Source organism: Streptomyces fuscigenes, assembly GCF_021556455.1.
In the GTDB taxonomy this organism is placed as follows: Bacteria; Actinomycetota; Actinomycetes; order Streptomycetales; family Streptomycetaceae; genus Streptomyces; species Streptomyces fuscigenes.
Genome location: NZ_JAKGCV010000044.1, coordinates 1 through 22,368, shown reverse-complemented (window position 1 = coordinate 22,368; position 22,368 = coordinate 1). Strand labels below are relative to the sequence as shown.

Here is a 22,368-nt window from a genome sequence, read left to right as displayed (position 1 = left end):
GGCGCGGGCGTCCAGGGGGCGCGCGGGCACCCCGGGCCCGCGCAGGTCAGCCAGCCGCTGCCGTAGTGCCGCCGGCGTCGGCCGCTGCGCCGCGCCGCGCGCCGCGTTTCGCGCCTGCGGAGGAACTGCCGGTGCGGGTCCGCTGCCCTGGGATTCGTTCACCCGGCGAAGTCTTGCACCCGCCGCCGACAATCACCCCACCCCGGGCCCCGGGGCGGGTCGCCGAGCGCTCGGGGGGCCTGCGCAGAATCCGGCCGACCGCCGTGCGCAACGGGTCCGTCAGCAGCGCTCCGACGGCCATGACGGTGACGCCGGCCACCGCGTCGAGCAGGTAGTGGTTGGCCGTGCCGATGACGACGAGCGCCACGACGACGGGGTACGCGGCGCCGAGCCACCGCACGAGCGGCGTCCTCGCGTGCCGCCAGAGCATCACGCCGCACCACAGGGCCCAGCCGACGTGCAGGCTGGGCATCGCGGCGTACTGGTTGGTGATGCTGCCGAGCCCGCGCGGCGCGCTGGCCTCGCCGCCCCACCAGCCGTACGAGCTGTAGCGGGCCATGGTGTCGACGAATCCGGAGGCGGGGCCCAGCAGGCGCGGCGGCGCGGTCGGCAGGAGGGTGAAGCCGATCAGGCCGATCATCGTGGAGAGCATCAGCCAGGTGCGGGCCCTGCGGTAGTGGCCGGGCCGGCGCAGGTAGAGCCAGAGCAGGACGGCCGGGGTGACGAGGTAGTGCAGGGAGGCGTACACGAAGTCGGCCGGGACCCCGAGGACGGCGCTGCGGGTGAAGACCCCGTTGAGCAGCCGCTCCGGGTCGATGCGCAGGTGCTGCTCGATGTGGAGTATCGCGAGGCCGTGCCGGACGGCCCCGGGTATGTCGCCGCGCGCCAGCAGCCGGCCGGCCGAGTACGCGGCGTAGACCACGGCGAGCAGCAGGATCTCGATCCACCACCGGAGTCTGGGGTGCGCCCCCGTCCTGTGGGCGCTGCTCACTGCGTACGACATTCGGACGTCTCCATGGTGTTTTCATCTGCTTTTCGGCTGACGTTCAACCTACGGGGCCGACCGGCCCCCGAGGGATCCGGGTGCCGGGAGTTCCGGGGCCGCGCCGGGGTGCTGGTGGGGGGCGTGCGGGGCGTGGCTGTGAGGACGCGGGGGCGGGCGAGGGGGTTGCCCGGTGAACCTGTGATTGCGGGTGGGTGATGATGGAGGCACATCTGCCCGCGAATCTCCTGAGGAAGCCCCCGCATGCGCCTGTTCCTCGTCCGGCACGGCCGGACGGCCTGGTCGGTCTCCGGACAGCACACCGGAAGGACGGACATTCCGCTCCTCGAGGAGGGCCGCGCGGACGCGAAGGCGCTCGGCGAGCGCCTGCACCGCGCCCCCTGGTCGGGGCTGCCCGGCGCCGAGGTCCGCACGAGCCCGCTCGTCCGGGCCGCGGAGACCTGCGAACTGGCCGGATTCGGCGACCGGGCGGGCCGGTGGGACGCGCTGATGGAGTTCCACTACGGCGCGTACGAGGGCCTCACACCCGCGCAGATCACCGAGTCCCGGCCCGGGTGGTTCATCTGGCGCGACGGCGTGCCCGGAGGGGAGAGCCTCGCCGAGGTCTCCGCGCGCGCCGACGAGGTGGTGGCCTGGGCCCGGTCCGCCGAGCGGGACGCGGTCGTCTTCGCCCACGGGCACATCCTGCGGGCGATCGGCGCGCGCTGGCTCGGCGAGCCCGTCTCCTTCGCCTCCCGCATCCGGCTCGCGCCCGCGTCGCTGTCGGTGCTGGGCTGGGCGTACGGGGCGCCGGCGGTGGAGGTCTGGAACGACACGGCGCACCTGGAGCCCTCCGCCTGAACCCGGGTCCGCCGGGGCTCCCGCGGCGGCGGGGGGCGCGCGGGAGGTCGTACGGCGCCTGCGGCGCGGGGGCGCGTGGGAGTCGTTCCGGCGGAACGTCCCGTCGCCCGGGACGGGCGCCACCGCGGGAGGTTCGCACATTCCTGTGCCGCGCCCACGTCCGCCCGCTGTGACGCCCGCGTCCGCGCGTGCCCGACGCCCTCTTGCGCGGCGCGGGACAATGGACGACGGTCCTTCGTCGGACCGCGTTCGCGTACCAGCACGTCCAGCAGTACCCAGGAGGACACACCATGGCGGATGCCGCCCCCGGCCGGCGCCGTACGAAGCCGGCCCCGCTGCTCTTCGAGCCCGCGGCCGCGGCGGCCGACCCGGACCGGTTCTTCGGGCTGGAGTCGATGGACGACCCCGCGGAGCTGCTCGACCGGTCGACGGAGCTGACGCTGTCGTTCCGGGCCGCGACGGACCGCGCGGTCGAGTTCCAGGCCGTGGCGGCCGCGCAGCTCGCGGATCCGCGCCGCTTCGACCGGCTCACGCCGGCGGATGTCGCCGGGCGGGCCGGGTGGACCGAGGACTACGCGAAGAAGATGATCGAGTTCGGCCGGGACCTGCTGAACGGCAGGACGCCCGCGGAGGGCGCCTGAGTCCGGCCGGCCCGCCGATCCACGAGCGCCGCACCCCTTCTCCCCGCCACGAGCCGCCCTTCTCCTCTCTCAGCGCCGCGGGCGCCCCGCCCCTGGCGCGCCCAGCCCCCGCAGCCGGCTCGCGCCCCCGGCCGCCCGCCGCCGCTCGCCCCTCCGAACCGTCTGAAGCGCCAGAAGCGCCGGAACCGCACGAATCGTCCGAGCCAACGCGCCGCCGCGCATGCCCGGCGCACGCCCCGCGGCCTTTCGCGCGCCCCCGCGCACGCGCCGGATGCACGTGCATCCGTACGGGCGTCCGGCATATGCGAGCGGGCAGGTTACCCCGTCCCCGATGCTCTGTCCCGATTTCCGGCAACTCACAGCCATTCGGCCGTCACTCCAGGTAGACCTGGGTGTCATGAGCGCATGGCCTCGCGATGAGAAGCAGTCCCCCGGCTCCTGTCCGACCGATCTGCTGTCGCTGCTCGGCCGTGCCGAGCGGCCGCCCGCGGCCGAGGTCACCCAGGAGGGTGCCGCCTGGCTCGCCTCCGCCACCCCCTCCCCGTACTCGGCCCTCGCGGCCTGGCAGGCCAGACCCGAGGCCCCCGGGGTGCTGCCGTGCGGGGCCGTGTTCGACGTCGTGAACCTCCCCACCGTCTTCGCCCGCCGGGTGCTCGACCGCCTGTGGTCCGAGGGCCCCGGCACCGGGCCGGTGGCGACCCACCGCGGCCGGGTCCTGCTGTTCGCGGCGCCGGGCACGGCCCAGCGGCTGCCGGCCCTCATCGGGTGGGAGGAGTGGGGAGGCACCGATCGCACCGGCGGGGTGCCGCCCCTGCTGTGCCACGGCGCGGGCGACGCGGTCACGGTCCCGCCGCTCGCGCCGGGACCGCCCTCCGGCCCGCGCTGGGTGGTGGCTCCGGACACGCGGGGGCCCTGGCTCCCGGGGCCCGAGGTCCTGCTGTGGGCGTGCGTGGGGGCCGCCCGCGCGGGCGCCCGGCCGGGCGAGGACCGGGCCGTTCCGGCGGCACGGCGCCGACCTGCGTCTTCGTCGGCCCTTATCGATTTTTCCTCTCGGGGATCCGGGTGCTAATGTCTACGACGTCAGCAGGCGCCGCTAGCTCAGTTGGTTAGAGCAGCTGACTCTTAATCAGCGGGTCCGGGGTTCGAGTCCCTGGCGGCGCACAGACAGCGTGAAGGCCCTCATCGTCAGGTGGGGGCCTTCACGTGTGTCCGGGCCCGGGCCGGCCGCCCCCGCCACCGGGCGACGGCGCGTCCGCGTGAAGCCACCGACCCCGCCGGACGCGGGAAGGGTGAACCGGCACGGGACCCGTCTCGTGTGTATCCACGGCAGAGCCGGTGTGCCCGGGCCGCAGCGCCGGGGGCGCGCACGACGCCCGGGCTCCGCCGCCGTTCGAGGTACGTTCGAAAGTGACGCCCACGCCGGAGCGGCGGGGCCAGGGAGAACCATGCGCATCCTCATGTCGTCGACCGCCGATGCCGGGCACCTGCGCCCGATGCTGCCCTTCGCCCGGGCGCTCGTCGAGGCGGGCCACGAGGTCCAGGCGGCCGCTCCCCGGTCGGCGGCCCCGCTGCTGGAAGGGGCGGGCCTGCGGCTGTGGTCGTGCGACGACGTGGCGCCCGAGGTGCTCGCGACGTTCCACGAGGCGATCGCGCGTGATCCCGCGAGGATGCGGGAGATCATGGTCCGCGACGTCTGGGCCGACGCCGCCGCGCGCGCCTTCCTGCCGGGCGTGCTGGCCGCGATCGACATCTGGCAGCCGGACGTGGTCCTCCGCGACACCCTGGAGTTCGCCTCGGCCGTCGCCGCGGACATGAGGTCCGTCCCGCACGTGCAGATGCTCCACGGGCGCGCGGGCATCCTGCTGGACGTACGGGACGAGGCGGCCGGGGCGCTCACCCGCCTGCGCCGGTTCGTCGGCCTGCCGGCCGACCCGGAGGGCCGGGCGCTGCGCACGCCCTGCCTGACCCGGCTGCCGGAGTTCCTGGACGAGCCGTACACGGCCGGCCCGGCGGAGATCCACCGGTTCCGCGGCACCGGCGGGGAGGTGGCCGGCGAGCCGCTGCCCGCGTGGTGGGCGAACCCTCGGGGCCCCCTGGTCTACGTGACGTTCGGCACCGTCCTCATGCGAAGGCCCGAGCAGCGGGCGCGGCTGCGCGCCCTCGTCGAGGCGGTCGGGGACCTGCCCGTCCGGCTGCTCGTCACCTACGGCGGCAACCCGGACGACGAGGCCTGGCCGACGCTGCCGCCGAACGCCCACGTCGTGGACTGGGTGGACCAGGAGCGGGTGCTGCGCGAGGCGGCGGCGGTCGTCCACCACGGCGGCATGGGCAACGTCCTGGAGACGCTGTCCGCCGGAGTGCCCTCCGTGGTCGTGCCGCACGGCGGCGACGCGCCGGGCAACGCCGCGAGGGTGGTCGAGGCCGGCGCGGGCCTGTCCGTGGACCCCGCCGGCGAGGTGCCGTTCGACCCTGCCGACGTGCGCGCGGCCCTGGCGCGCGTGCTGTCGGAGCCGGCCTTCGCCGCGGCCGCGCGCCGTGCCGCCGGTTTGATCGAGTCCCTTCCGGCGATCGAGAAGGCGGTCACCGTCTTCGAGGACGCGCGCCGGGCCTGAGTACGCGGCGGCCGGCGCGCGAGCGCGGTGGGCGCGGCGACCGCCCGGCGCCCGGGGCGCCCTACGCCTTGTCGCCCGTGATGATCTTCACGGTCCACGCGCCCGTCGGGGTCCGGTCGGCCGCCTCCACCGAGATCCGCTCCCCGGGCACGGTGAACGTCTCCCCGACGCCGAGGGGCGCGTCCGCGAGCGGCGGGTAGACCGAGGTGCCCGCGCACGCGGACGTGCGCGGATGGGTGTCGTACACCTCGACGGGACCGCCGCCGGATTCCGTCCCGCCGCGGATTCGGTAGATCAGGATGCCCTCGGTGCAGGTGGTGGCGTCGTTGCCGACGGCCGCCCGCGCCTCGACGGCGATCGCCGACTCCTCGCCCGTCCTGATGACGGCGAGGCGGGTGCCGGCCCGGCCGCCGACGGACGGCGGCGCGGAGACGGGTTCCAGGGTGAGCATGGTGGCGCCCGCGCTCTGCACGCAGCGCACCTGCCGGTCGTCCAGCCAGCCGAGCTTCCACTTGAGCCAGCCGAACAGGTCCGGGGCGAGACCGAACTGGCTGCCCATCACGTCCCAGTCCCCGACGTAGGTGTCCCAGTCGCCCTTGCCGTCGACGGGCCGGTGGTACAGGTCCGGCAGGTCGAAGACATGGCCGGTCTCGTGCGCGAGTACGTTCCGGTCCGGCGGATGATGCTCGAACACGGTCACGATGCGACCGATGTTCGTACCGTCCGCGCGCATCGGCGTATTGAAGTTGACCACTTTGGTGGCGTCCGAGTCGATGCCGGGCGCGTCGGGATCGGCGACGAGGTAGACGACCTGGTACTTCGCGAAGTCCACGACGGGATCGGCCACGTGCAGCGCGTCGCGCAGGTACATGTCGCGCCGCTTCGGGTCCCAGTCCCGCGTGGTCCGGTAGGCGGTGGAAGGGCGCGGCATCTCCAGCCAACGGCCCAGCGGGTGGTTGCGCAGCACGAACTTCCCGTAGGAGGAGCTGTTCCAGAAGCGGCTGGTGGCCGGGAAGTGGTCGGCGGCCAGTTCGCGCGGGGTCGTCCTCGGCCTGGAGTCGGGGAAGGACAGGAAGATCATCACCGAGTCGACGGCGTGGTCGGGCCGTACGTAGGCGCCGTTCCAGGTGTCCAGTCCGAGGCTGTGGTGGGCGGTCGTACGCGGCAGCGCGCACGCCTCGGGCGAGGTGGACGCGGCCAGGGTGGGGCCGGTGACCAGCGACGTCGTCGTGAGCGCCATGAGCGAGGTGAAGGCCGCGGCCGCGCGGCGCAGCCGGGGCCTGTCGGGCCCCGGGCGTGCCGTTGCGCGGTGACGCTCCACTGGGACCTCCGGCCGCGGAATGCGTGTGACGTCACCACCTTGTGATGTTTTGTTATGAGATGCCCACTCAGAGGAACCACCCGGGTGAGCCGTACCGCCACGTGTACGACGGGGGCCCGGGCGGTGCGCCCGCGACGGGCCCCGCGGCGGGGAGGGAGGGGCGCGGAATGTGCTCCGGCGCGTGCGACGCACGTGCGACAACGGCGCGCGCCACGGAGGCCGGTCCCGTACGACACTCCCAGCACGCGAAGAGACCGATCACGGAACGTCACAAAGTGTCAGTACGCAGATGACCTGCGTCGCAGGCGTGCAGAAGCGGTCACCACGGGGCCCGGGCGCCCCTCGTCCGCCGTCCCGAGCCGCCCCGGCCGTCCGCCCTTGGCTGGAACGGCCCACCGCCCTGGCTCTATGATCGGCTCACTTTCCCGGCCCGACCGTCCCTGACCGCCCTTGTACGACACGACTGCACCGCGGGAGCGAGCCGTGAGCGCAACCTCCGAAGAACCGCGATCGACGGCAGTCGCAGCGCACGGTGCCGCGTGCCCGGCGGAGCGCGAGGTCACGGACCGTCACCCGGCCGGACCGGCGGCCAGGCCTCCGCGGCCGGGCGACTACCGGGCGGCCTTCAACGCGGCCCAGCTCGCGATGGCGGTGCTCGACGGGCAGGGCACGGTGCTCACCGCGAACACGGCCCTGGCGGACCTGCTCGGCGCCGAGGCCGCCGGCCTGCCGGGCCGGGCCGCCGCCGACCTGGTCGACCTCGCGTCCGAGGCGCGCACCTGGCACGCCTACCTGGAGGTGCTGCGCGGCGCCCGGCGCGGCCTGCGGTGCACCCGGCGCATCAAGCACCCCGGCGGGCGCGCGGTCTGGGCCGAGGTGTCCGTCGCCCCCGTGCCGGACACGGACGGCGGCGCGCTGCTCGCGGTCACGGACATCAGCGACCGGCGCGAGCTCCAGGCCCGCCTGCGCCATCTCCAGATGCACGATCCGGTGACGCGGCTGCCCAACAGGGCGCTGTTCTTCGAGCGTCTGACGGCGGCCCTGGAGCGCACCGCCGCCGGGCGGCGGCCGCCCACCGCCGCGCCGGGCCGGGCGCCCGCCGCCGCGTCCGCCCCGGGCCGGCCCGCCGGGGACGACGGCGACGAGGAGCCCGGCGAGCACGGCACGGGCCGCATCGGCCTGCTCTACCTGGACCTGGACGGCTTCAAGGCCGTCAACGACACCCTCGGCCACCGCACCGGCGACCGGCTGCTCGCGGCCGTCGCGCAGCGCCTCGTCGACTGCGCGCAGCACGCGGACCGTACCGGGGGCGGCCACCTGGTGGCCCGGCTCGGGGGCGACGAGTTCGCGCTGCTCGTCGAGGACTCGACCGGCACGGAGCAACTGACGTCCCTGGCCCGCTCGGTGCTCGACTCCCTCCAGCTGCCGTTCGACCTCGCGGGCCAGCGGCTCGCCCTGTCCGCGTCGATCGGGGTCGTGGAGCGCGGCTGCGACGCCACCACTCCCACGGGGCTGATGCAGGCCGCGGACACGACGCTGTACTGGGCCAAGGCCGACGGCAAGGCACGCTGGACGCTGTTCGACCCGGAGCGCAACGCCCATCGCATGACCCGCCAGGCCCTGGCGTCCTCGCTGCGCCCGGCCGTCGACCGCGGGGAGTTCCAGCTGGAGTACCAGCCGCTGGTGTGCATGGCCGACAGTTCGGTCAAGGGCGTGGAGGCGCTGGTGCGCTGGCAGCATCCGCAGTTCGGCACGTTGACGCCGAATCGGTTCATCGGTCTGGCCGAGGAGGACGGCTCGATCGTCCAGCTCGGCAGCTGGGTCCTGCGTACGGCGTGCCGCCAGGCGCGGCGGTGGCAGCTCGCGCACCCGGACTCGCCTCCGCTGTTCGTCAGCGTCAACGTGGCCGTCCGGCAGGTGTGGGACTCCGACCTGGTCGCCGAGGTCGCCGACGTCCTCGCGGAGACCGGGCTGCGGCCCGAACTGCTCCAGCTGGAGCTGACCGAGTCGGCGGTCATGGGATCGGCGGGCCGCCCCCTCCAGGCCCTCCAGGCGCTGAGCGAGATGGGCGTGCAGATCGCCATCGACGACTTCGGCACGGGGTATTCGAACCTGGCCTACCTGAGCCGGCTGCCGGTGTCGGTGCTGAAGCTCGACGGCTCGTTCGTCCGGGGCTTCCGCTACGACGAGGGCGGCGCCCACCAGAACCCGGCGGACGAGATGATCGTCGAGGCCCTGGTCCAGCTCGCGCACCGGCTCGGGCTGACGGTGACGGCGGAGTGCGTGGAGACGTCCGTCCAGGCCGAGCGGCTCCAGCAGATCGGCTGCGACACCGGGCAGGGCTGGCTGTACTCGCGGCCCGTGGCCCCGGAGCGGATCTCCGAACTGCTGGCGCGGCGCTCACCGGCGGCCGGCGGCGGGGCGCCCGGCCCGGGGGCCGCACTCTCCCCCGCGTCACCGGCGGCCTCCGACGGCGGGCAGCCGGACCAGGCCCCGCCCGCCACCGCACCCGCCGACCCGGCCGTCACCGGGACGGGCGCGGGGCCCCGGGGGGCCTGAGCCCGCCCGGCGCCCGGTGTCCGGCGCCGCGCCTCACCGCTCCCGGGACGTACCGGGCAGCCCGTACGCGTCGGCGATCAGGTCGTAGCTGCGCAGCCGCACCGAGGCGGTGTGCGCGTTCGCGGTGATCATCAGCTCGTCGGCGCCGGTGCGCTTCTGCAGGTCGTTCAGGCCGTCGCGGACCGCGTCGGGCGTGCCGTGCACGATGTTCTTCAGCCAGCCGTCCACGAAGTCCCGCTCCATCTCGCTGAACGCGTACGCCTCGGTCTCCTCGGGCGTCGGCACGAGGCCGGGGCGGCCGGTGCGCAGCCGCACCATGGACAGCGCGCCGGTCATGACCTGGCGCCGCGCCTCCGCCTCGTCGTCCGTCGCCAGCGCGGCGACACCGATCAGCGCGTACGGCTCGGACAGCACCTCGGAGGGGCGGAACGAGCTGCGGTACAGCTCGAGGGCGGGGACGGTGTTCTGCGCCGAGAAGTGGTGGGCGAAGGCGAACGGCAGGCCGAGCATGCCGGCGAGCTGCGCGCTGAAACCGGACGAGCCCAGCAGCCAGATCGGCGGGCGGCCCGTGGTGCCCTGCACCGGCCCGGGGACGGAGTGGATGCGGGAGTACGGGTGCCCGTCGGGGAAGTCGTCGTCCAGGAACCGGGTCAGCTCGACGAGCTGCTGCGGGAAGTCGTCCGCGCCCTCGTCGAGCCGGTCGGAGCGGCGCAGCGCGGCGGCCGTCGCGCCGTCGGTGCCCGGGGCGCGGCCGAGGCCGAGGTCGACGCGCCCCGGTGCGAGCGCCTCCAGCGTGCCGAACTGCTCGGCGATGACGAGCGGCGCGTGGTTGGGGAGCATCACACCGCCGGAGCCGAGCCGGATGCGCTCGGTGTGTGCGGCGAGGTGGGACAGGATCACCGCGGGTGACGAGGACGCGATGCCCGGCATCGAGTGGTGTTCGGCGATCCAGTGGCGCAGGTAGCCGCGCCCCTCGGCGAGCTTCGACAGGGCCACGCTGTTGTGCAGCGCGTCCGTCGCGGTCGTGCCGGCGCCGACCGTTACCAGGTCGAGCACGGACAGCGGCACGGGTGCCGTGCCCTGCGCCGTGCCTCGGATCGCGTCGGCCTGGGTGGCATCGTCCGTCACGTTCGGGTCCTCCAGAGTGGGCGTTTCCGTCACAGGCGCCAGCGGAGGTCGGCTCCGCTTTATTCCCGGGCCCGGACGCGCCGCCCCTCCATCCGCGGGACCCGCACGCCGCGCCCCCGTGCCGCGCCCTCCGCCCGACGGTACGCCCGGGGCGTCCCGCGCCCGGAGCGGCCCGGGCCGGGGCGGTGACCTCAGGGGGGCTCCGGGGCGCCGGCGGGCGCGGGTCAGGCGGCCGGGGCCCGAGAGGCCCCCGAGGGGGCGGCGGCCTGCTCCTCGGCGCGCCTCGGAATCAGAAGCAGCGCCACGAAGGACACGGCGCAGCAGCCCACGATGTACCAGCTGATGCCGGTGCTGGAGCCGGTGGCGGTCAGCACCGCCGCCGCGATGAGCGGTGCCGGGCCGCCGGCGATCACCGAGGCCAGCTGGTAGCCGATGCCGGCCCCGCTGTAGCGGACGCCCGTGCCGAAGGACTCCGCGATGAGCGCCGCCTGCGGCCCGTACTGGATGTCGTGGACGACCAGGGACAGCACGACGGCGAGCAGGACGACCCCCGTCGAGAGCGTGTCCAGCAGCCCGAAGTAGGGAAAGGCGTAGACCGCCGTGCACACGATGCCGATGCCGTAGATCCTGCGCCGGCCGAACCGGTCGGACAGGTGCCCGGTCAGCGGCACGGTGATCAGCCCGACACCGGCCGCGACGAGCGTGTCGTCGAGCAGCTCACCGCGCGGCATGGCGAGTTCCTTCGTCCCGTACGTCAGCACGAAGGTGATGAACAGATAGAACGGCGCCTGCTCCGACATGCGGACGAAGGCCGACGTCAGGATCTCCCGCGGGTGCTCCCTGATCGCGGTCCACACCGGCTGCCGGTGCACGGTCTCGGCCTGCTTGAGTACGGTGAACTCGGGGCTCTCCGCCACCCGCAGGCGGACCCACAGGCCGATGCCCACCAGCACGACACTGAGCAGGAAGGGCACGCGCCAGCCCCACGCGTCGAACGTGGCGTCCCCGAGCGAGTTGAACGTCTGCACCATCGCGGTGGACAGCAGCAGCCAGATGGGCACGCCGAGTTGGGGCCAGCTGGCCATGAGGCCCCGGCGCCGCCCGGCGCCCCACTCCATCGACATCAGCACCGAGCCGCCCCACTCGCCGCCGACACCCACTCCCTGGACCACGCGCAGCAGGGTCAGCAGGACCGGCGCGGCCGCGCCGATCGCCGAGTAGGCGGGCAGCACACCGATGAGCACCGTCGCGGTCCCCATCAGCAGGAGGGTCGTCACCAGCGTCGCCTTGCGGCCGACCCGGTCGCCGAAGTGGCCGAAGACGGCCGCTCCCACCGGTCGCGCCGCGAAGCCCACGAACTGCGTGCCGAACGACTCCAGCACACCCGCCGCCGGCGAGCTGCCGGGGAAGAACAGGTGGGGGAAGACGAGCGCGGCGGCGGTGCCGTAGACCGCCGACGCGGGCGCCCCGCGGGGGCGCCCACCGCGGGGCGCCGGGCCGCTCCCGGGCGGCCCCGGGTCGCCCCGTCCCGGAAGCACACAGGGGGCACATCGGGATCAGGCCACCGCTTTCGACGCCACGAACCCGTCCGGACATAGCCCACAACACACGGACACAGTGCCCCAGATGAATCAGTTCCGGCCACCGGAACGTCTCCTTCCGGACACCGTTGCGTTACAGCCGCCGGGTTCACCGCATAGAAGCCCCGGAGCGGGCAGGCGTTTATCGAGGTCTGTCCAAATCCGCACACCACCGAGGAGAATGCGAACCCATGGCTGATTTCCCGAACCTGTCCCGCCGGGGCTTCCTCAGCCGTTCCGCCGCCGTCGGTGGACTGCTCGTGGTACCCGGTGCCCTGGCTGCGTGCAGCAAAACCAGCACGTCCGCCGGGTCGGGGGACGACGTACTCGCCAAACTGCGCAAACAGGGCTACGTGCGCGTCGCGTACGCGGGCGAGGCCCCGTACGGATACACCGAGGGCGGTGTGCTCAAGGGCGAGGCTCCCGCCCTGCACGCGCAGATATTCAAGGCGTTGGGCGTCGACAAGCTCAAGCCCACGCTCTCCGACTTCGACAGCCTGATACCCGGCCTGCAGGCCGGACGGTACGACGTCGTCAGCGCCGGCATGGCGATCACGCCGGAGCGCTGCGCCAACGTCCTCTTCTCGGAACCCGAGTTCATCTCCCCGACCGCCATCATGGTGAAGAAGGGGAACCCCAAGAAGATCACCGACCTGGCGTCGGCGAAGGCCGCCGGCATCACCGTCGGTGTGATGGCGGGCGCCGTCGAGGCCTCGTACGCGAAGGCCGCCGGAATCCCCGCCTCGAAGATCAAGACCCTCCAGAACCAGCAGGACGGCGCCGACGCCGTCAAGGGCGGCCGGGTGGACGCGTTCGTGCTCACCGGCATCTCGCTGCGCTGGCTCGCCAAGACCAACCCGACGCTCGAAGTGACGCCCACCTTCGTGCCCACCCTGAACGGCAAGAAGCAGTTCAGCCCCGGCGGCGCCGCCTTCCAGAAGGGCAACGAGTCGCTGCGGGACGCCTTCAACAAGCAGCTGAAGAAGATCACTTCGGACCAGGCCGAGTACGTGAAGCTCCTGAGCCCCTACGGGTTCACGGCGTCCGAGATCCCGCCGGCCACCCTGAAGACCGCCGACCTGTGCAAGGGCTGACCGGCCCGGGACCGGAGGCGTCATGAACACCTTCTTCACGGCATTCCTCGACAACCTGCCCCAGGTGCTGTCCGGCCTCGGTGTGACCGCGGAGTCCACCGTCCTCGGCGCGCTGGTCGCCGGTGTGCTGGCCTTCGTGCTCGGCCTGATGGCGGGCCACCGCAACATCGTCGTGCGCGGTGTCTCGCGCACGGTCGTCGAGTTCTTCCGCGGCACGTCGCTGTACGTGCAGCTGTTCTGGCTGTACTTCGCGCTGCCACTGCTGACCGGCTACCAGCTCAGCGCGCTGTTCTGCGGTGTCGTCGCGTTCGGGCTCAACTTCGGCGCGTACGGCTCCGAGGTGGTCCGCGGCGGCATCAGCGCGGTGCCCCGCGCCCAGTGGGAGGCCGCCGTCGCGCTCAACCTCAGCCCGTACCAGCGGATGCGTCGCGTGATCCTGCCGCAGGCCCTCGCGCAGATGATCCCGTCCTTCACCAACCTGCTGATCCAGCTGCTCAAGGCGACCCCGCTGCTGTGGCTGATCTCCGCGGCCGACCTGATGACCGTGATCCAGCAGCTGCGCGACCGCACCGGTGAGTCGCTCGTCGCCTATCTCACGCTGCTGGTCTTCTACTTCGTCCTCGCCTACGTCCTCACCCTGCTGATGAACCTGCTGGAGAGGGCCGCCAAGGCGCGGCTCGGCGAACACACCGGCACGCGGGGCCTGCTGCGCAGCCGCAGCGCCGCCGCGGCCGAATCCGTGCCCGTCGTCCCGGGTGGTGCCTCGTGAACGGATCGAAGTTCGACTGGGGGGCCGCGCGCGACGTCCTGCCGCTGCTGCTGCACGGCTTCCTGACGACGCTGCTCGCCACCGTGCTCGGCACTCTGGTGGCGGCCGTGCTCGGCCTGGTGATCGCGATCGCGCGCCGCGCCCCCTCCCGGCTGGTGACGGCACCGGTGCGGGCGGTCATGGAGTTCGTGCGCTCGACCCCGCTGCTGGTGCAACTGGTGGGCGCGGCAGCGGTGTTCTCCAGTGTCGATCCACTGGTCATCGGCATCGTGGTGCTCGGCATCCACTACGCCACGTACACCTCGGAGGTGTACCGGGCCGGCATCGACGCCGTGCCCAGGGGGCAGTGGGAGGCGTGCCGGGCGCTGTCGATGTCGCCGCGCCGCACCTGGCAGGCGGTGGTGCTGCCGCAGGCGGTGCGCAACGTCCTCCCGGCGCTGGGCAACTACGCCATATCGATGTTCAAGGAGACGCCGTTCCTGGCCGTCATCACGGTCGAGGAGATCGTCTTCGAGGCCCGCAAGTACGGGTCCGACCACTTCGCGTACACGGAGGCGTTCACGCTCGCCGGGCTGATCTTCCTGGTCGCGAGCTACCCCACGTCGCTGCTGATGAGGAAGCTGGAGAAGCGCCTTGGCCACTGACCCGCTGGAGAAGACACCCGGGAGCACCCCGGGATCCGCGCCGCCCGGCGCCCCCGCCGGCGCCGCACCCGCTGCCGACTCCCCGTCTCCGTCCGCCCCGGCCGCGACCGCGACCGCGGACGCCGTGCCGGGACAGCGCTCCGACACCCCGATGATCCGCTTCGAGCAGGTCGAGAAGCGCTACGGGGACCATGTCGTGCTCGACAAGCTGGACTTCGAGGTCCGGCGCGGCGAGCACGTGACCCTGATCGGGCCCAGCGGCTCGGGCAAGACCACCATCCTGCGGCTGCTGATGACGCTCGAGCGCCTCAGCGGCGGGGTGATCTGGGTGGGCGGCGAACCGCTGTCGCACGCGAGGACGCCCGGCGGCGGGCTGAAGCCGGCGACCGAGAAGCAACTGCGCGCGTCCCGGCGGAAGATCGGCATGGTCTTCCAGCAGTTCAACCTCTTCCCCAACATGAACGTGCTCCGCAACATCACCGAGGCGCCCATCAGCGTCCTCGGCCTGGAGCGGGACGAGGCGGAGGCCCGTGCCCGGGAACTGCTGGAGCTGGTCGGCCTCGGCGACCGCGTCGACGCGCACCCCACTCAGCTCTCCGGCGGCCAGCAGCAGCGGGTCGCCATCGCCCGCGCGCTCGCGATGCGCCCGGACGTCCTGCTGCTCGACGAGGTCACCTCGGCGCTCGACCCGGAGCTGGTGGCGGGGGTGCTCGACCTGTTGCGGCAGATCGCGCACGACACGGACATCACCATGCTGTGCGTCACCCACGAGATGAGCTTCGCGCGGGACGTCTCGGACCAGGTCCTCATGTTCGACGCGGGACGGATCGTGGAGCAGGGCACTCCGGAGAAGATCTTCACGGCCCCCGAGCACCGGCGTACCCGCGAGTTCCTGAACGCGGTGCTCTGAGGGCCGTGGCTCTGAGAGCCGTCATCCGAACGCGATGCTCTGAAGACCCTGATCTGAACGGCGTGATCTGAACGGCGTCATCTGAACGCGGTGATCTGAAGGCCGTACTCCGCGTGCCGGCCCGAAGCCTCCCGGTTCGCGGCTCCCCGACAGGACTGCGGGCCGGGGGGCTCCGGGCCGCAGTCCGGACGGCTCGGGGGGCCGGCCCGCACGGCGCGGGCCGGCCGCCGGGGCCGCGGGGGCGGCCTGCTCCATCCGCTGGTCTGCCGCGCGGCGCGCGGCAGACCAGCGCAGGCGCCCGTGCCCGTGCCCGCGCCCGAAGGCAATTCCCTGACTACTCCCGCACATCCGCCGCGACTCCTGGTTATCGTTGACGTGGAGTTCGCCACGGGCGCGAGCCGCGGGGCGACGAGGCGGAGGGGGGAAGCGCGGTGCCCACACCGGAGCCGGTCGCACCGTTCCACTCGGTGCACTACGTCCTGCGCGTGCTCGAAACCGTCTTCCGTTACGGGAACGGCGTCACGGACACGCAGATCGCACGCGAGTCGGGGCTGCCCCCGGCCCACCTCACCGGCCTGCTCGCACTGCTGCGCCGGGAGGGCTACCTGGAGCGGCTCGCCGACGGCGCGTACGTCGCGGGCGACTCGCTGGCCCTGCTCGGCTCGGACGAGGCGCGCGGGCGGAGTCTGGAGGCCAAGCTCCAGCGGGCCCTGGTCCAGCTGCGGGACTCGCTGGGCGCCGCGGTCTACATCAGCCGCTACATCGACGGGGAGATCCGGGTCACCCAGGTCGCCGCCGGCCCCGGTACGCCCGCCGTGACCGAGTGGGTCGCCTTCAGCGCCGCCGCGCACGCCAGCGCGGTCGGCAAATGCCTGCTGACCCAGCTGGACCGGGACGGCCGCCGCGACCACCTGTCCCGGCACAAGGTGGCGCGCCTCACCTCCCGCACCATCACCAGCGAGCGCGTCCTGCTCTCCCGTCTCGACAGCCAGCCCCCGACGGTTCCCGTGCTGGACCTCCAGGAGTACGCGGTCGGCACGGTCTGCGCGGCCGTCCCGCTCACCGCGGGATCGACGGTCGGCGCGCTCGCCCTGTCCCTCCCGGTCGAACGGGCGCACCGGCTGCGTGCCGCCGCGGCCACCCTCAACCGGGAGGCGGCGCCGCTGGCGCTCACGCTCACGATGGAGAGCGGCCTGCGGGGCTCGCCCGCCGCGTGGTCCTGAGCGGGCCGCGGGGCGGGGGCCGTCGGCCTGTGGTCCCGGCACACGACGCGAAGGATCACCGCGCGTGCCCCCGGGACCCGATGCGGGAACACCGCCCGGGGAACACCGGCCCAAAAAACCGCGCGGGGAACGCCCACCGAAGAAGCCGCTCAGGGAACGCCCGCCTGAGCAGTCGCGCGGGGAACGCCCACCGAAGAAGCCGCTCAGGGAACGCCCGCCTGAGCAGTCGCGCGGGGAACGCCCGCCGGAGAGGCCGGGGCCGGATCGAGGCCCGGGGCCCGGGGCCCGGAATCGGGGGCAGGTCGCGGGCCGAACCGGACGTGGTCGGGAGCACCCCCGGGAGCAGGTATGATTACTACGTCAGCAAGCGCCGCTAGCTCAGTTGGTTAGAGCAGCTGACTCTTAATCAGCGGGTCCGGGGTTCGAGTCCCTGGCGGCGCACTGCACGGCGAGAGCCGCAGACCGTTTTCACGGTCTGCGGCTCTCGTGTTTCCCGTCCCGCACTCGTGCGGATCGTTCCTCCGGCGGCGCGCGCGACGTCTCAGAGGTGCTCGCCGGGGCCGGTGGCCCGGCCCGTGTAGAACGCCACGGTGAGGTCCTTCACCAGCGCCTTGCGGTCGAAGTCGTCGAGCTCGACGAGGCCCCGCGCGGTCAGCCGCTGCACGGTGTCGTCCACCGCGTCGACGACGGCGCCCAGGACGGTGTCCCGGTGCCGGGCGTCCAGCGCGGCGATCCTGCTGCGCCGCATGACGTCCGCGATCTCCGGCGCGTACTCGATACGGGTCGGCTGCGCGGAGAACACCTCGATGCCGGCGGGCCTGCACTCGGCGGACAGCACGCGGGTCAGCGAGTCCCCCACGGCCTCGACGTTGCGCAGCGTCGGCGACATGCCGTGGAACGCGTCGGCCGGCAGCTGCGACAGGACCCGCGCCATCGCCGCCTCGACCTGCATGCGCAGGTACTCCTCGTGGTCGCGCATGCCGAGGGTCGCCCGCACGGTGTCGCGGACCCGCCACACCACGAGCACGACCACCCGCAGCGAGGAGCCGTTGGCGTCCATGGCCGGCATCGGCTCGGAGCGCCAGTGGCGCAGCCGTACGTCGACCCGGCGCCGCAGCAGCAGCGGGCTGATCCACAGCAGGCCGGTGCGGCGGACGCTGCCCCGGTACTCCCCGAACAGGGTCAGCACCAGCGCGTGCCCCACCTTGCCCCGGCTGAGGCCGCCGAGCGTGAACACCAGGACGACGACGCCGAGCGTCAGCAGCAGCCACACGCCGAGTCCGATGCCGTGGTACGGCTGCGGGTCGAGCCCGACCAGTCCCGTGAGGAGGTCCGGCAGCGCGCCCTCCTGCCACAGCAGGGCAAGGCAGCCCACGAGCGTGAGCGCCCCGGCGATCGCGGCGGACCAGCCGGGCAGCGCGGGCCCGGGCCGCTCGTTGAAGCGGGGGTCGACGGCGGGTTCGGGCCGGTTCGGCGGTGCGGTACGGCGGATGCGCGGCTGCTCGCCGGTGCCGAGGCGCCGCCCCACGACGGTGGGCGCCCGGCGCACGGACGGGTCGACCTCGTCGCGGAACAGGAGGTGCACGGGGATCTCGTGGGTTCCCTCGCCCGTGATCAGGGGCGTGCGGCGGGCGGCGTCGTGCCCGGCCGGCGCGCCCACGAGCACCTCCTCCCCGCTGGGGCGGTCGGCGAAGGCCCAGTCCCCGTCGGCCGGCCCCTCGGTGGACACGGGGCCCAGGGAGGGGGACGACCCGCCGGACGGGCCGGACGGATCGAGCGCGTCGGACGGGTCGAGCGGGTCCGAGGACTCCGGGAACTTCGAGGGGCGCGAGGGCTCCGAGGCGTCCGAGGAACCGGGCGGGTCAAACGGGCCTGAGTCGTCCGGCGATTCGGAGGAGGCGGTTGCGTCGCGCGGCCCGAGGGAGCCGGCTGAGGTGGACGAGCCGGAGGCGGCCGACGGGTCGTACGTGCCGGGCGTGCCTGACGCATCAGGCGTGCCAGGGGCGTTCGAAGTGGTGGACGTTCCGGGCGTCTCCGGCTGCTCCAGCGAGCCCGACGGCGCGGACGAGGCCCCGTGCGCGAGCTCCCGGTCCTTCCCGGCGCCGGTGCGCCGCTCCGCGTCCCCGCCGCGTCCCCCGCTCACGACCCGCTCCGGAGAGCCGTCGCGGTCCGGAGCGGGCCCCACCGATGTCCCTGGCGCGACGGCGGACGACCGGCCCGGAGCCGGAACCGCAGACATCAGCGAGACGCCGACGCCTGCCCCGCCCCCTCCCGCAGCCGGCCGTTCGCCCTCTGCCGGATCACCGGCCTCTGCCGGATCACCGGCCCCTGCTGGGCCCTCGGCTCCCGCCGGGCCATCAACTTCTGTGGGACGCCCGGCTCCCCCGCGCTCGGCGGATGCTCTCCCGCTGCCGCCGCCGGACCCCGTCGCACCACCCGCTTCCGGCGAGTCGCCGCCCGCCCGGCTCGCGGCGGGCGCGCTCTCCGTGCCCGGACCGGAAGCGGCCCGGGGCGCGGCACCCTCGGCCGGCGAGGCGGCCCCGGGCTCCCGCGCGGGCGTGGGCCGCTGCACGGATGCGTCCTCGGGCGGGGTCCTCTTGGTCATGCTTTCCTCCGTCACGCGAACAGTCGCCGCCATGTCTCCGGGCCGGGGTAGCCGTCCGCGGCGCCGCCCCGCCACCCCAGTGCCTGCTGGAAGGCGGCCACGTTCCTGCGGTCCGCCTCGCCCCAGGTCCGGCTCGGGCCGTCGGTGTAGTAGCGCCCGAACCCCTTCTTCACGAGCTGCCTGCCGAGCTGCTCGACGTACGCGTTCGTCCGTCCCGGCCCGAAGAACCGGACGCCCGGGTACGCGGGGGCCTTCACGGCCGACGCCGGCGCCGCGTGCCCGGCGGCCGGCGCATGGCCCTCGCCCGTTGGGTGACCGGCGGCCGGAGCGTCGTGCGCGGCCGCGGCCGCGGCGGACGCGGCCGGGGCCCCGGGCGACGCGGCCGGGGCCGCCGGCCTGCCCCGTCCCGGGATGTCCTTGCCGAGGTTCATCACGAGGTAGCGCCAGGTGGCCGGGCCCGGCATGCCGTCCGCCTCCGACCCCCGCCACCCCTGCGCCTGCTGGAACGCCCGCGTGGCCCGCCGGTCAGCCTCGCCCCAGCGCGGCCCGGGACCATCGGCGTAGAAGCGCTGGGCGCCGCGCGCCACGAGCATCCGGCCGAGGCGGGTGACGTACGCGTTGTTCGCGCCGGGCCCGAACTTCGCCGCCCCGGGGTAGGCCGCCGGCACCGAGGCCGCCGCCCCGGCCTTGCTGTCCTCCAGCCCCTTGTAGCGGTAGGGCACGTACTTGTCGGAGTTGGTCCAGTACGCCATCGGCGTCGTCCGGGCCCGGGTGTGCGGAGGCGTCTGCTCGTACGCCAGGTACGAGTCGTGCGCCGCGTCCGCCCAGCCGCCGAAAAGGGTCACGTGAGAACCCTTGTTGGGGTCGGCCGGGTTGTGGAAGAGCAGCATGTCCCCGGGCTGGAGGTCGGCCCGGGCGATCTTCACGCCGAAGTCGGCGAGACTGCCGGTCCACTCGTTCTCGGGCAGGTTCCAGGCCATGGAGACGTACCCGGAGCAGTCCTGCCGGTACCCGTCGCTCCAGTACGCCGTCATGCTGTAGGGGACCTTGGCGTCCACCCAGCGCTTCGCGCGGCTGATGATCGCGTCGCGCGTGGTCTTCGGCAGTTGTGCGGCCGTGCTCCCGCCGGCCGGCCTCCCGTGGAGGGGTCCCGCACCGCCCTGCGGCGTCCCGGGGTCCTGGTCGGTCGCGGAGACGGCGCCGGAGTCCGCCGCGGCGAACCCGGCGGATCCGCCGTACCCGGCGTACCGGCCCGGCACGTCGGGACCCGGTGCCGCCGGGCGGATGTGCGCGACGGTCCGGTCGCCGGCCCCCGGCGGAGCCGCCGAGGCCGTGGCGGCGGTGCAGCCCCAGGCCAGGCCCGCCGCGGTGGCGAGGGCCAGCGCACGCTGCGCCGCGGCCGATCCCTCACGGCCGGCCGCGCCGGCGGTCCGCTCCCGCCGCTGCCGCGCGCAACCGGCACAGGGACAGTTCGGGGCGGGTTCGTACTCTTCGAAGACCGGGACGGTCATGCGATCCCCTCCACGCTGATCAAGGTGTGTCTGACGTGGCGTCAAGAACGCCAATGTCTCAACTGCCCCGATACGTCACATTCTGACGCGTGAAAGGTAGTAAATACCACTATGCAGGGGTGTGGCGTCCCTCGAAAGGGCCGTTTTGCCAGAAAATTGGGTGCATTGCGAGGGGAGCCGGCGACCGGCGGCACCCCAGCCCGGACGACCGGCCCCGGCTCTCTGACAGCACGTCACCCCAGGTCATCCGCGTGCGGGCAGCCGACAGGTGCGCCCCGGCTCCCCCGGCTCCCCCCGGCTTCCCCGGCTCCCCGCCCCCTCGCCGAGCCTCCGCGATCCGCCCCGCACGGCACGCGGCACGCGGCGTTCCCGCACCCGGGCGAGGCACCCGGACCGGCGGCGGCCACGCGGCGCAGCAGGGCGCTAAATCGACAATTCCCAGTACTATGACGGGGTCATGACCAATTCCGGTCTCCCGCGCGGGCCGGGTGCCCCAGGAAGCGCCCGGCTCCGACGCGGTCGAGGACCGGCCCGGCGGGCGGCCCCTGGGGGAGTGGGCCGCCCGCCGGGTCACGGTCGGCCGCGCGCCGCACGGGCGCGGACTCCCCCGTCCGTCGCGCACGAACTCGGCAGGCGGCAGGCCCCTTCGAGCGCGCGGTGGCCGCCCCGGCCTGCGTCACCACCGGATGGGGGCGGCCCTCCGGTCTCCCGGACTTCGAGCCGGCGCCGGCGTCGCCCGTACGCGCAGGGACGGGGCCGCCGACCGGTACCCCGAGCCGGGCTCCGAGCACGAAGGGACGAGCGGCGCGTCAGCCCCTGGCGGCAGCCGCTGCCGCGGGGCCCTCGGCGTGCCGGCTGCCGGACGCCGCGTCCGTCACGCCGGTCCCACCCGTCCCGGCCGTGCCGGTGTGCCTGCTCGTACCGGCCGCCACACCTGTCGCGTCCCTCTTGTCCGTCGCCTCCGTCACGCCGGTCAGATACGCGGAGACCACCACGTTGGCCGTGTACTCGTGCGTCCTCGGGTCGAAGGTGCCGCCGCAGGTGATGAGGCGCAGTTCGGCCCGGGTCCCCCGAGCAGCCCCGTACACCTTGGCCGCGTCGAAGTGCTTCCTCGGCACCACCGCCACGTCGTCGATCGTGAACTCAGCGGCCGAACCGTCGGCCCGCGTCACCCGGACCTTCCCGCCCGCCTTCGCCGCGCTCAGCGGATAGAAGACGGCGGGACGGGTGTCGGTGTCCACGTGCCCGACGAGGATCGCGGTCCCGGCGGCACCCGGCTGCGTGCCGGCGTCGTACCAGCCGACCGTCCCGGGCGAGGTGTAGGGGGGCGGGTCGACCGCGCCCGTCGCATCGAGCCCCCGGCCGGCGACCGGCGCCTCGATGCCGAGGGACGGCACGTCCACGCGCGTCGGCCTCGACGGCCCGAGGGGCCGGTGGGCCGGCGGCAGCGGGACTCCCGGAGGCCTGCCGACGGCCGCGATGTCACCGGTCGCGGGGGCCCCGGCGCCCCCCGCGGAGCCGTCGGCGGCGCCCCGTCCCCAGAGCCAGAGTCCGAGCAGCAGCACCGCCCAGGCGACCCCGACGACGGGGCGGCGGTGGCGGGTGCCGGGGCGGCCATCGGCAAGGTCCCCCGTGTCCGTGCGGACGCCGGGGCGGCCCCCGCCGTCCGCTGCGATCCCGCTGTCCCCGGCGTTCCCGGAGCCCCCGGGCCGCCCGCCACCCGTGACGCTCCTGGCGCTCTTGGCGCTCCTGCCGTCGGACACCGCGGCCCGCCTCAGCCCGAGTCCCGGCCGGCCGCGGCGGCGGCCCGCCTGCGTCCGCTGGTGCGGCACGCCACGGTCACGGCGGCGACACCGGCGAGGACGAGCCCGGTGAGCGTGTACGCCGTCCCGGGGCCGGACTGCGCCGGGGCGGCCACCGTGCTGCCG

17 protein-coding genes and 2 tRNA genes are annotated in these 22,368 nt (G+C 74.2%); 12 read left to right on the top strand and 7 right to left on the bottom strand.

The window, feature by feature from the left end; translation table 11 throughout:
- Positions 1-46 precede the first annotated feature (46 nt).
- Positions 47-1,003 carry a phosphatase PAP2 family protein gene (locus L1885_RS07205; protein WP_235796143.1) on the bottom strand — a complete coding sequence of 319 codons (957 nt, stop codon included), beginning with the start codon at positions 1,001-1,003 and terminating at the stop codon, positions 47-49.
- Between the two features lie 243 nt (positions 1,004-1,246).
- On the opposite strand from L1885_RS07205, the gene L1885_RS07200 reads away from it, so the two are divergent.
- From L1885_RS07200 to L1885_RS07180, 5 genes are all read left to right on the top strand, one after another.
- Complete coding sequence (locus tag L1885_RS07200; protein ID WP_235796142.1) at positions 1,247-1,843, top strand: histidine phosphatase family protein; 597 nt, start codon at positions 1,247-1,249, stop codon at positions 1,841-1,843.
- A 290-nt stretch (positions 1,844-2,133) separates the two neighbouring features.
- On the top strand, positions 2,134-2,484 hold the full coding sequence (locus tag L1885_RS07195; RefSeq protein ID WP_235796141.1) for a DUF8844 domain-containing protein: 351 nt from the start codon (positions 2,134-2,136) through the stop codon (positions 2,482-2,484).
- Positions 2,485-2,881: 397 nt separating this feature from the next.
- On the top strand, positions 2,882-3,553 hold the full coding sequence (locus L1885_RS07190; RefSeq protein ID WP_372481882.1) for a bifunctional DNA primase/polymerase: 672 nt from the start codon (positions 2,882-2,884) through the stop codon (positions 3,551-3,553).
- Between the two features lie 18 nt (positions 3,554-3,571).
- Positions 3,572-3,645 (top strand) — tRNA-Lys (locus L1885_RS07185).
- Between the two features lie 284 nt (positions 3,646-3,929).
- Positions 3,930-5,096, top strand: coding sequence for a glycosyltransferase (locus L1885_RS07180; RefSeq protein ID WP_235796140.1), 1,167 nt, complete (start codon positions 3,930-3,932; stop codon positions 5,094-5,096).
- 61 nt (positions 5,097-5,157) lie between these two features.
- Here L1885_RS07180 and L1885_RS07175 read toward each other — a convergent pair whose 3' ends face one another.
- Positions 5,158-6,336: a M6 family metalloprotease domain-containing protein gene (locus L1885_RS07175; RefSeq protein WP_235796139.1), complete on the bottom strand. Its 1,179-nt coding sequence runs from the start codon at positions 6,334-6,336 to the stop codon at positions 5,158-5,160.
- A 564-nt stretch (positions 6,337-6,900) separates the two neighbouring features.
- Between L1885_RS07175 and L1885_RS07170 the strand changes: the two genes are divergently transcribed.
- Positions 6,901-8,976, top strand: coding sequence for a putative bifunctional diguanylate cyclase/phosphodiesterase (locus L1885_RS07170; protein ID WP_372481881.1), 2,076 nt, complete (start codon positions 6,901-6,903; stop codon positions 8,974-8,976).
- Positions 8,977-9,009: 33 nt separating this feature from the next.
- On the opposite strand, the gene L1885_RS07165 is transcribed toward L1885_RS07170, so the two are convergent.
- Together L1885_RS07165 and L1885_RS07160 are read right to left on the bottom strand one after the other, a co-directional pair.
- Entirely contained in the window at positions 9,010-10,137 is a 1,128-nt protein-coding gene (locus tag L1885_RS07165) for an LLM class flavin-dependent oxidoreductase (RefSeq protein ID WP_372481880.1), read from the bottom strand.
- Positions 10,138-10,328: 191 nt separating this feature from the next.
- Positions 10,329-11,642, bottom strand: coding sequence for an MFS transporter (locus L1885_RS07160; RefSeq protein ID WP_235796138.1), 1,314 nt, complete (start codon positions 11,640-11,642; stop codon positions 10,329-10,331).
- 233 nt (positions 11,643-11,875) lie between these two features.
- On the opposite strand from L1885_RS07160, the gene ehuB reads away from it, so the two are divergent.
- The 6 genes from ehuB to L1885_RS07130 all read left to right on the top strand — a co-directional run bounded on the left by ehuB (position 11,876) and on the right by L1885_RS07130 (position 16,765).
- Positions 11,876-12,778, top strand: a complete 903-nt coding sequence (gene ehuB / locus L1885_RS07155) for an ectoine/hydroxyectoine ABC transporter substrate-binding protein EhuB (RefSeq protein WP_235796137.1) — start codon at positions 11,876-11,878, stop codon at positions 12,776-12,778.
- Positions 12,779-12,800: 22 nt separating this feature from the next.
- On the top strand, positions 12,801-13,547 hold the full coding sequence (ehuC, locus tag L1885_RS07150; protein ID WP_235796136.1) for an ectoine/hydroxyectoine ABC transporter permease subunit EhuC: 747 nt from the start codon (positions 12,801-12,803) through the stop codon (positions 13,545-13,547).
- Complete coding sequence (gene ehuD / locus L1885_RS07145; RefSeq protein ID WP_235796135.1) at positions 13,544-14,191, top strand: ectoine/hydroxyectoine ABC transporter permease subunit EhuD; 648 nt, start codon at positions 13,544-13,546, stop codon at positions 14,189-14,191. Before ehuC ends, ehuD begins: the two co-directional genes overlap by 4 nt.
- Complete coding sequence (gene ehuA, locus L1885_RS07140) at positions 14,181-15,101, top strand: ectoine/hydroxyectoine ABC transporter ATP-binding protein EhuA (protein ID WP_372481879.1); 921 nt, start codon at positions 14,181-14,183, stop codon at positions 15,099-15,101. Before ehuD ends, ehuA begins: the two co-directional genes overlap by 11 nt.
- Positions 15,102-15,532: 431 nt before the next feature.
- Positions 15,533-16,324 (top strand): IclR family transcriptional regulator domain-containing protein, encoded by a 792-nt coding sequence (locus tag L1885_RS07135; protein WP_235796134.1) that lies wholly within the window; start codon positions 15,533-15,535, stop codon positions 16,322-16,324.
- Positions 16,325-16,691: 367 nt separating this feature from the next.
- Positions 16,692-16,765 (top strand) — tRNA-Lys (locus tag L1885_RS07130).
- A 100-nt stretch (positions 16,766-16,865) separates the two neighbouring features.
- Here L1885_RS07130 and L1885_RS29115 read toward each other — a convergent pair.
- The 3 genes from L1885_RS29115 to L1885_RS07115 form a co-directional block, all read right to left on the bottom strand.
- Positions 16,866-18,467: an SPFH domain-containing protein gene (locus L1885_RS29115; protein WP_235796133.1), complete on the bottom strand. Its 1,602-nt coding sequence runs from the start codon at positions 18,465-18,467 to the stop codon at positions 16,866-16,868.
- A gap of 473 nt (positions 18,468-18,940) precedes the next feature.
- Positions 18,941-20,440 (bottom strand): peptidoglycan-binding protein, encoded by a 1,500-nt coding sequence (locus L1885_RS07120; RefSeq protein WP_235796132.1) that lies wholly within the window; start codon positions 20,438-20,440, stop codon positions 18,941-18,943.
- A gap of 809 nt (positions 20,441-21,249) precedes the next feature.
- Positions 21,250-22,005 (bottom strand): class F sortase, encoded by a 756-nt coding sequence (locus L1885_RS07115; RefSeq protein WP_235796144.1) that lies wholly within the window; start codon positions 22,003-22,005, stop codon positions 21,250-21,252.
- Between the last annotated feature and the right edge of the window lie 363 nt (positions 22,006-22,368).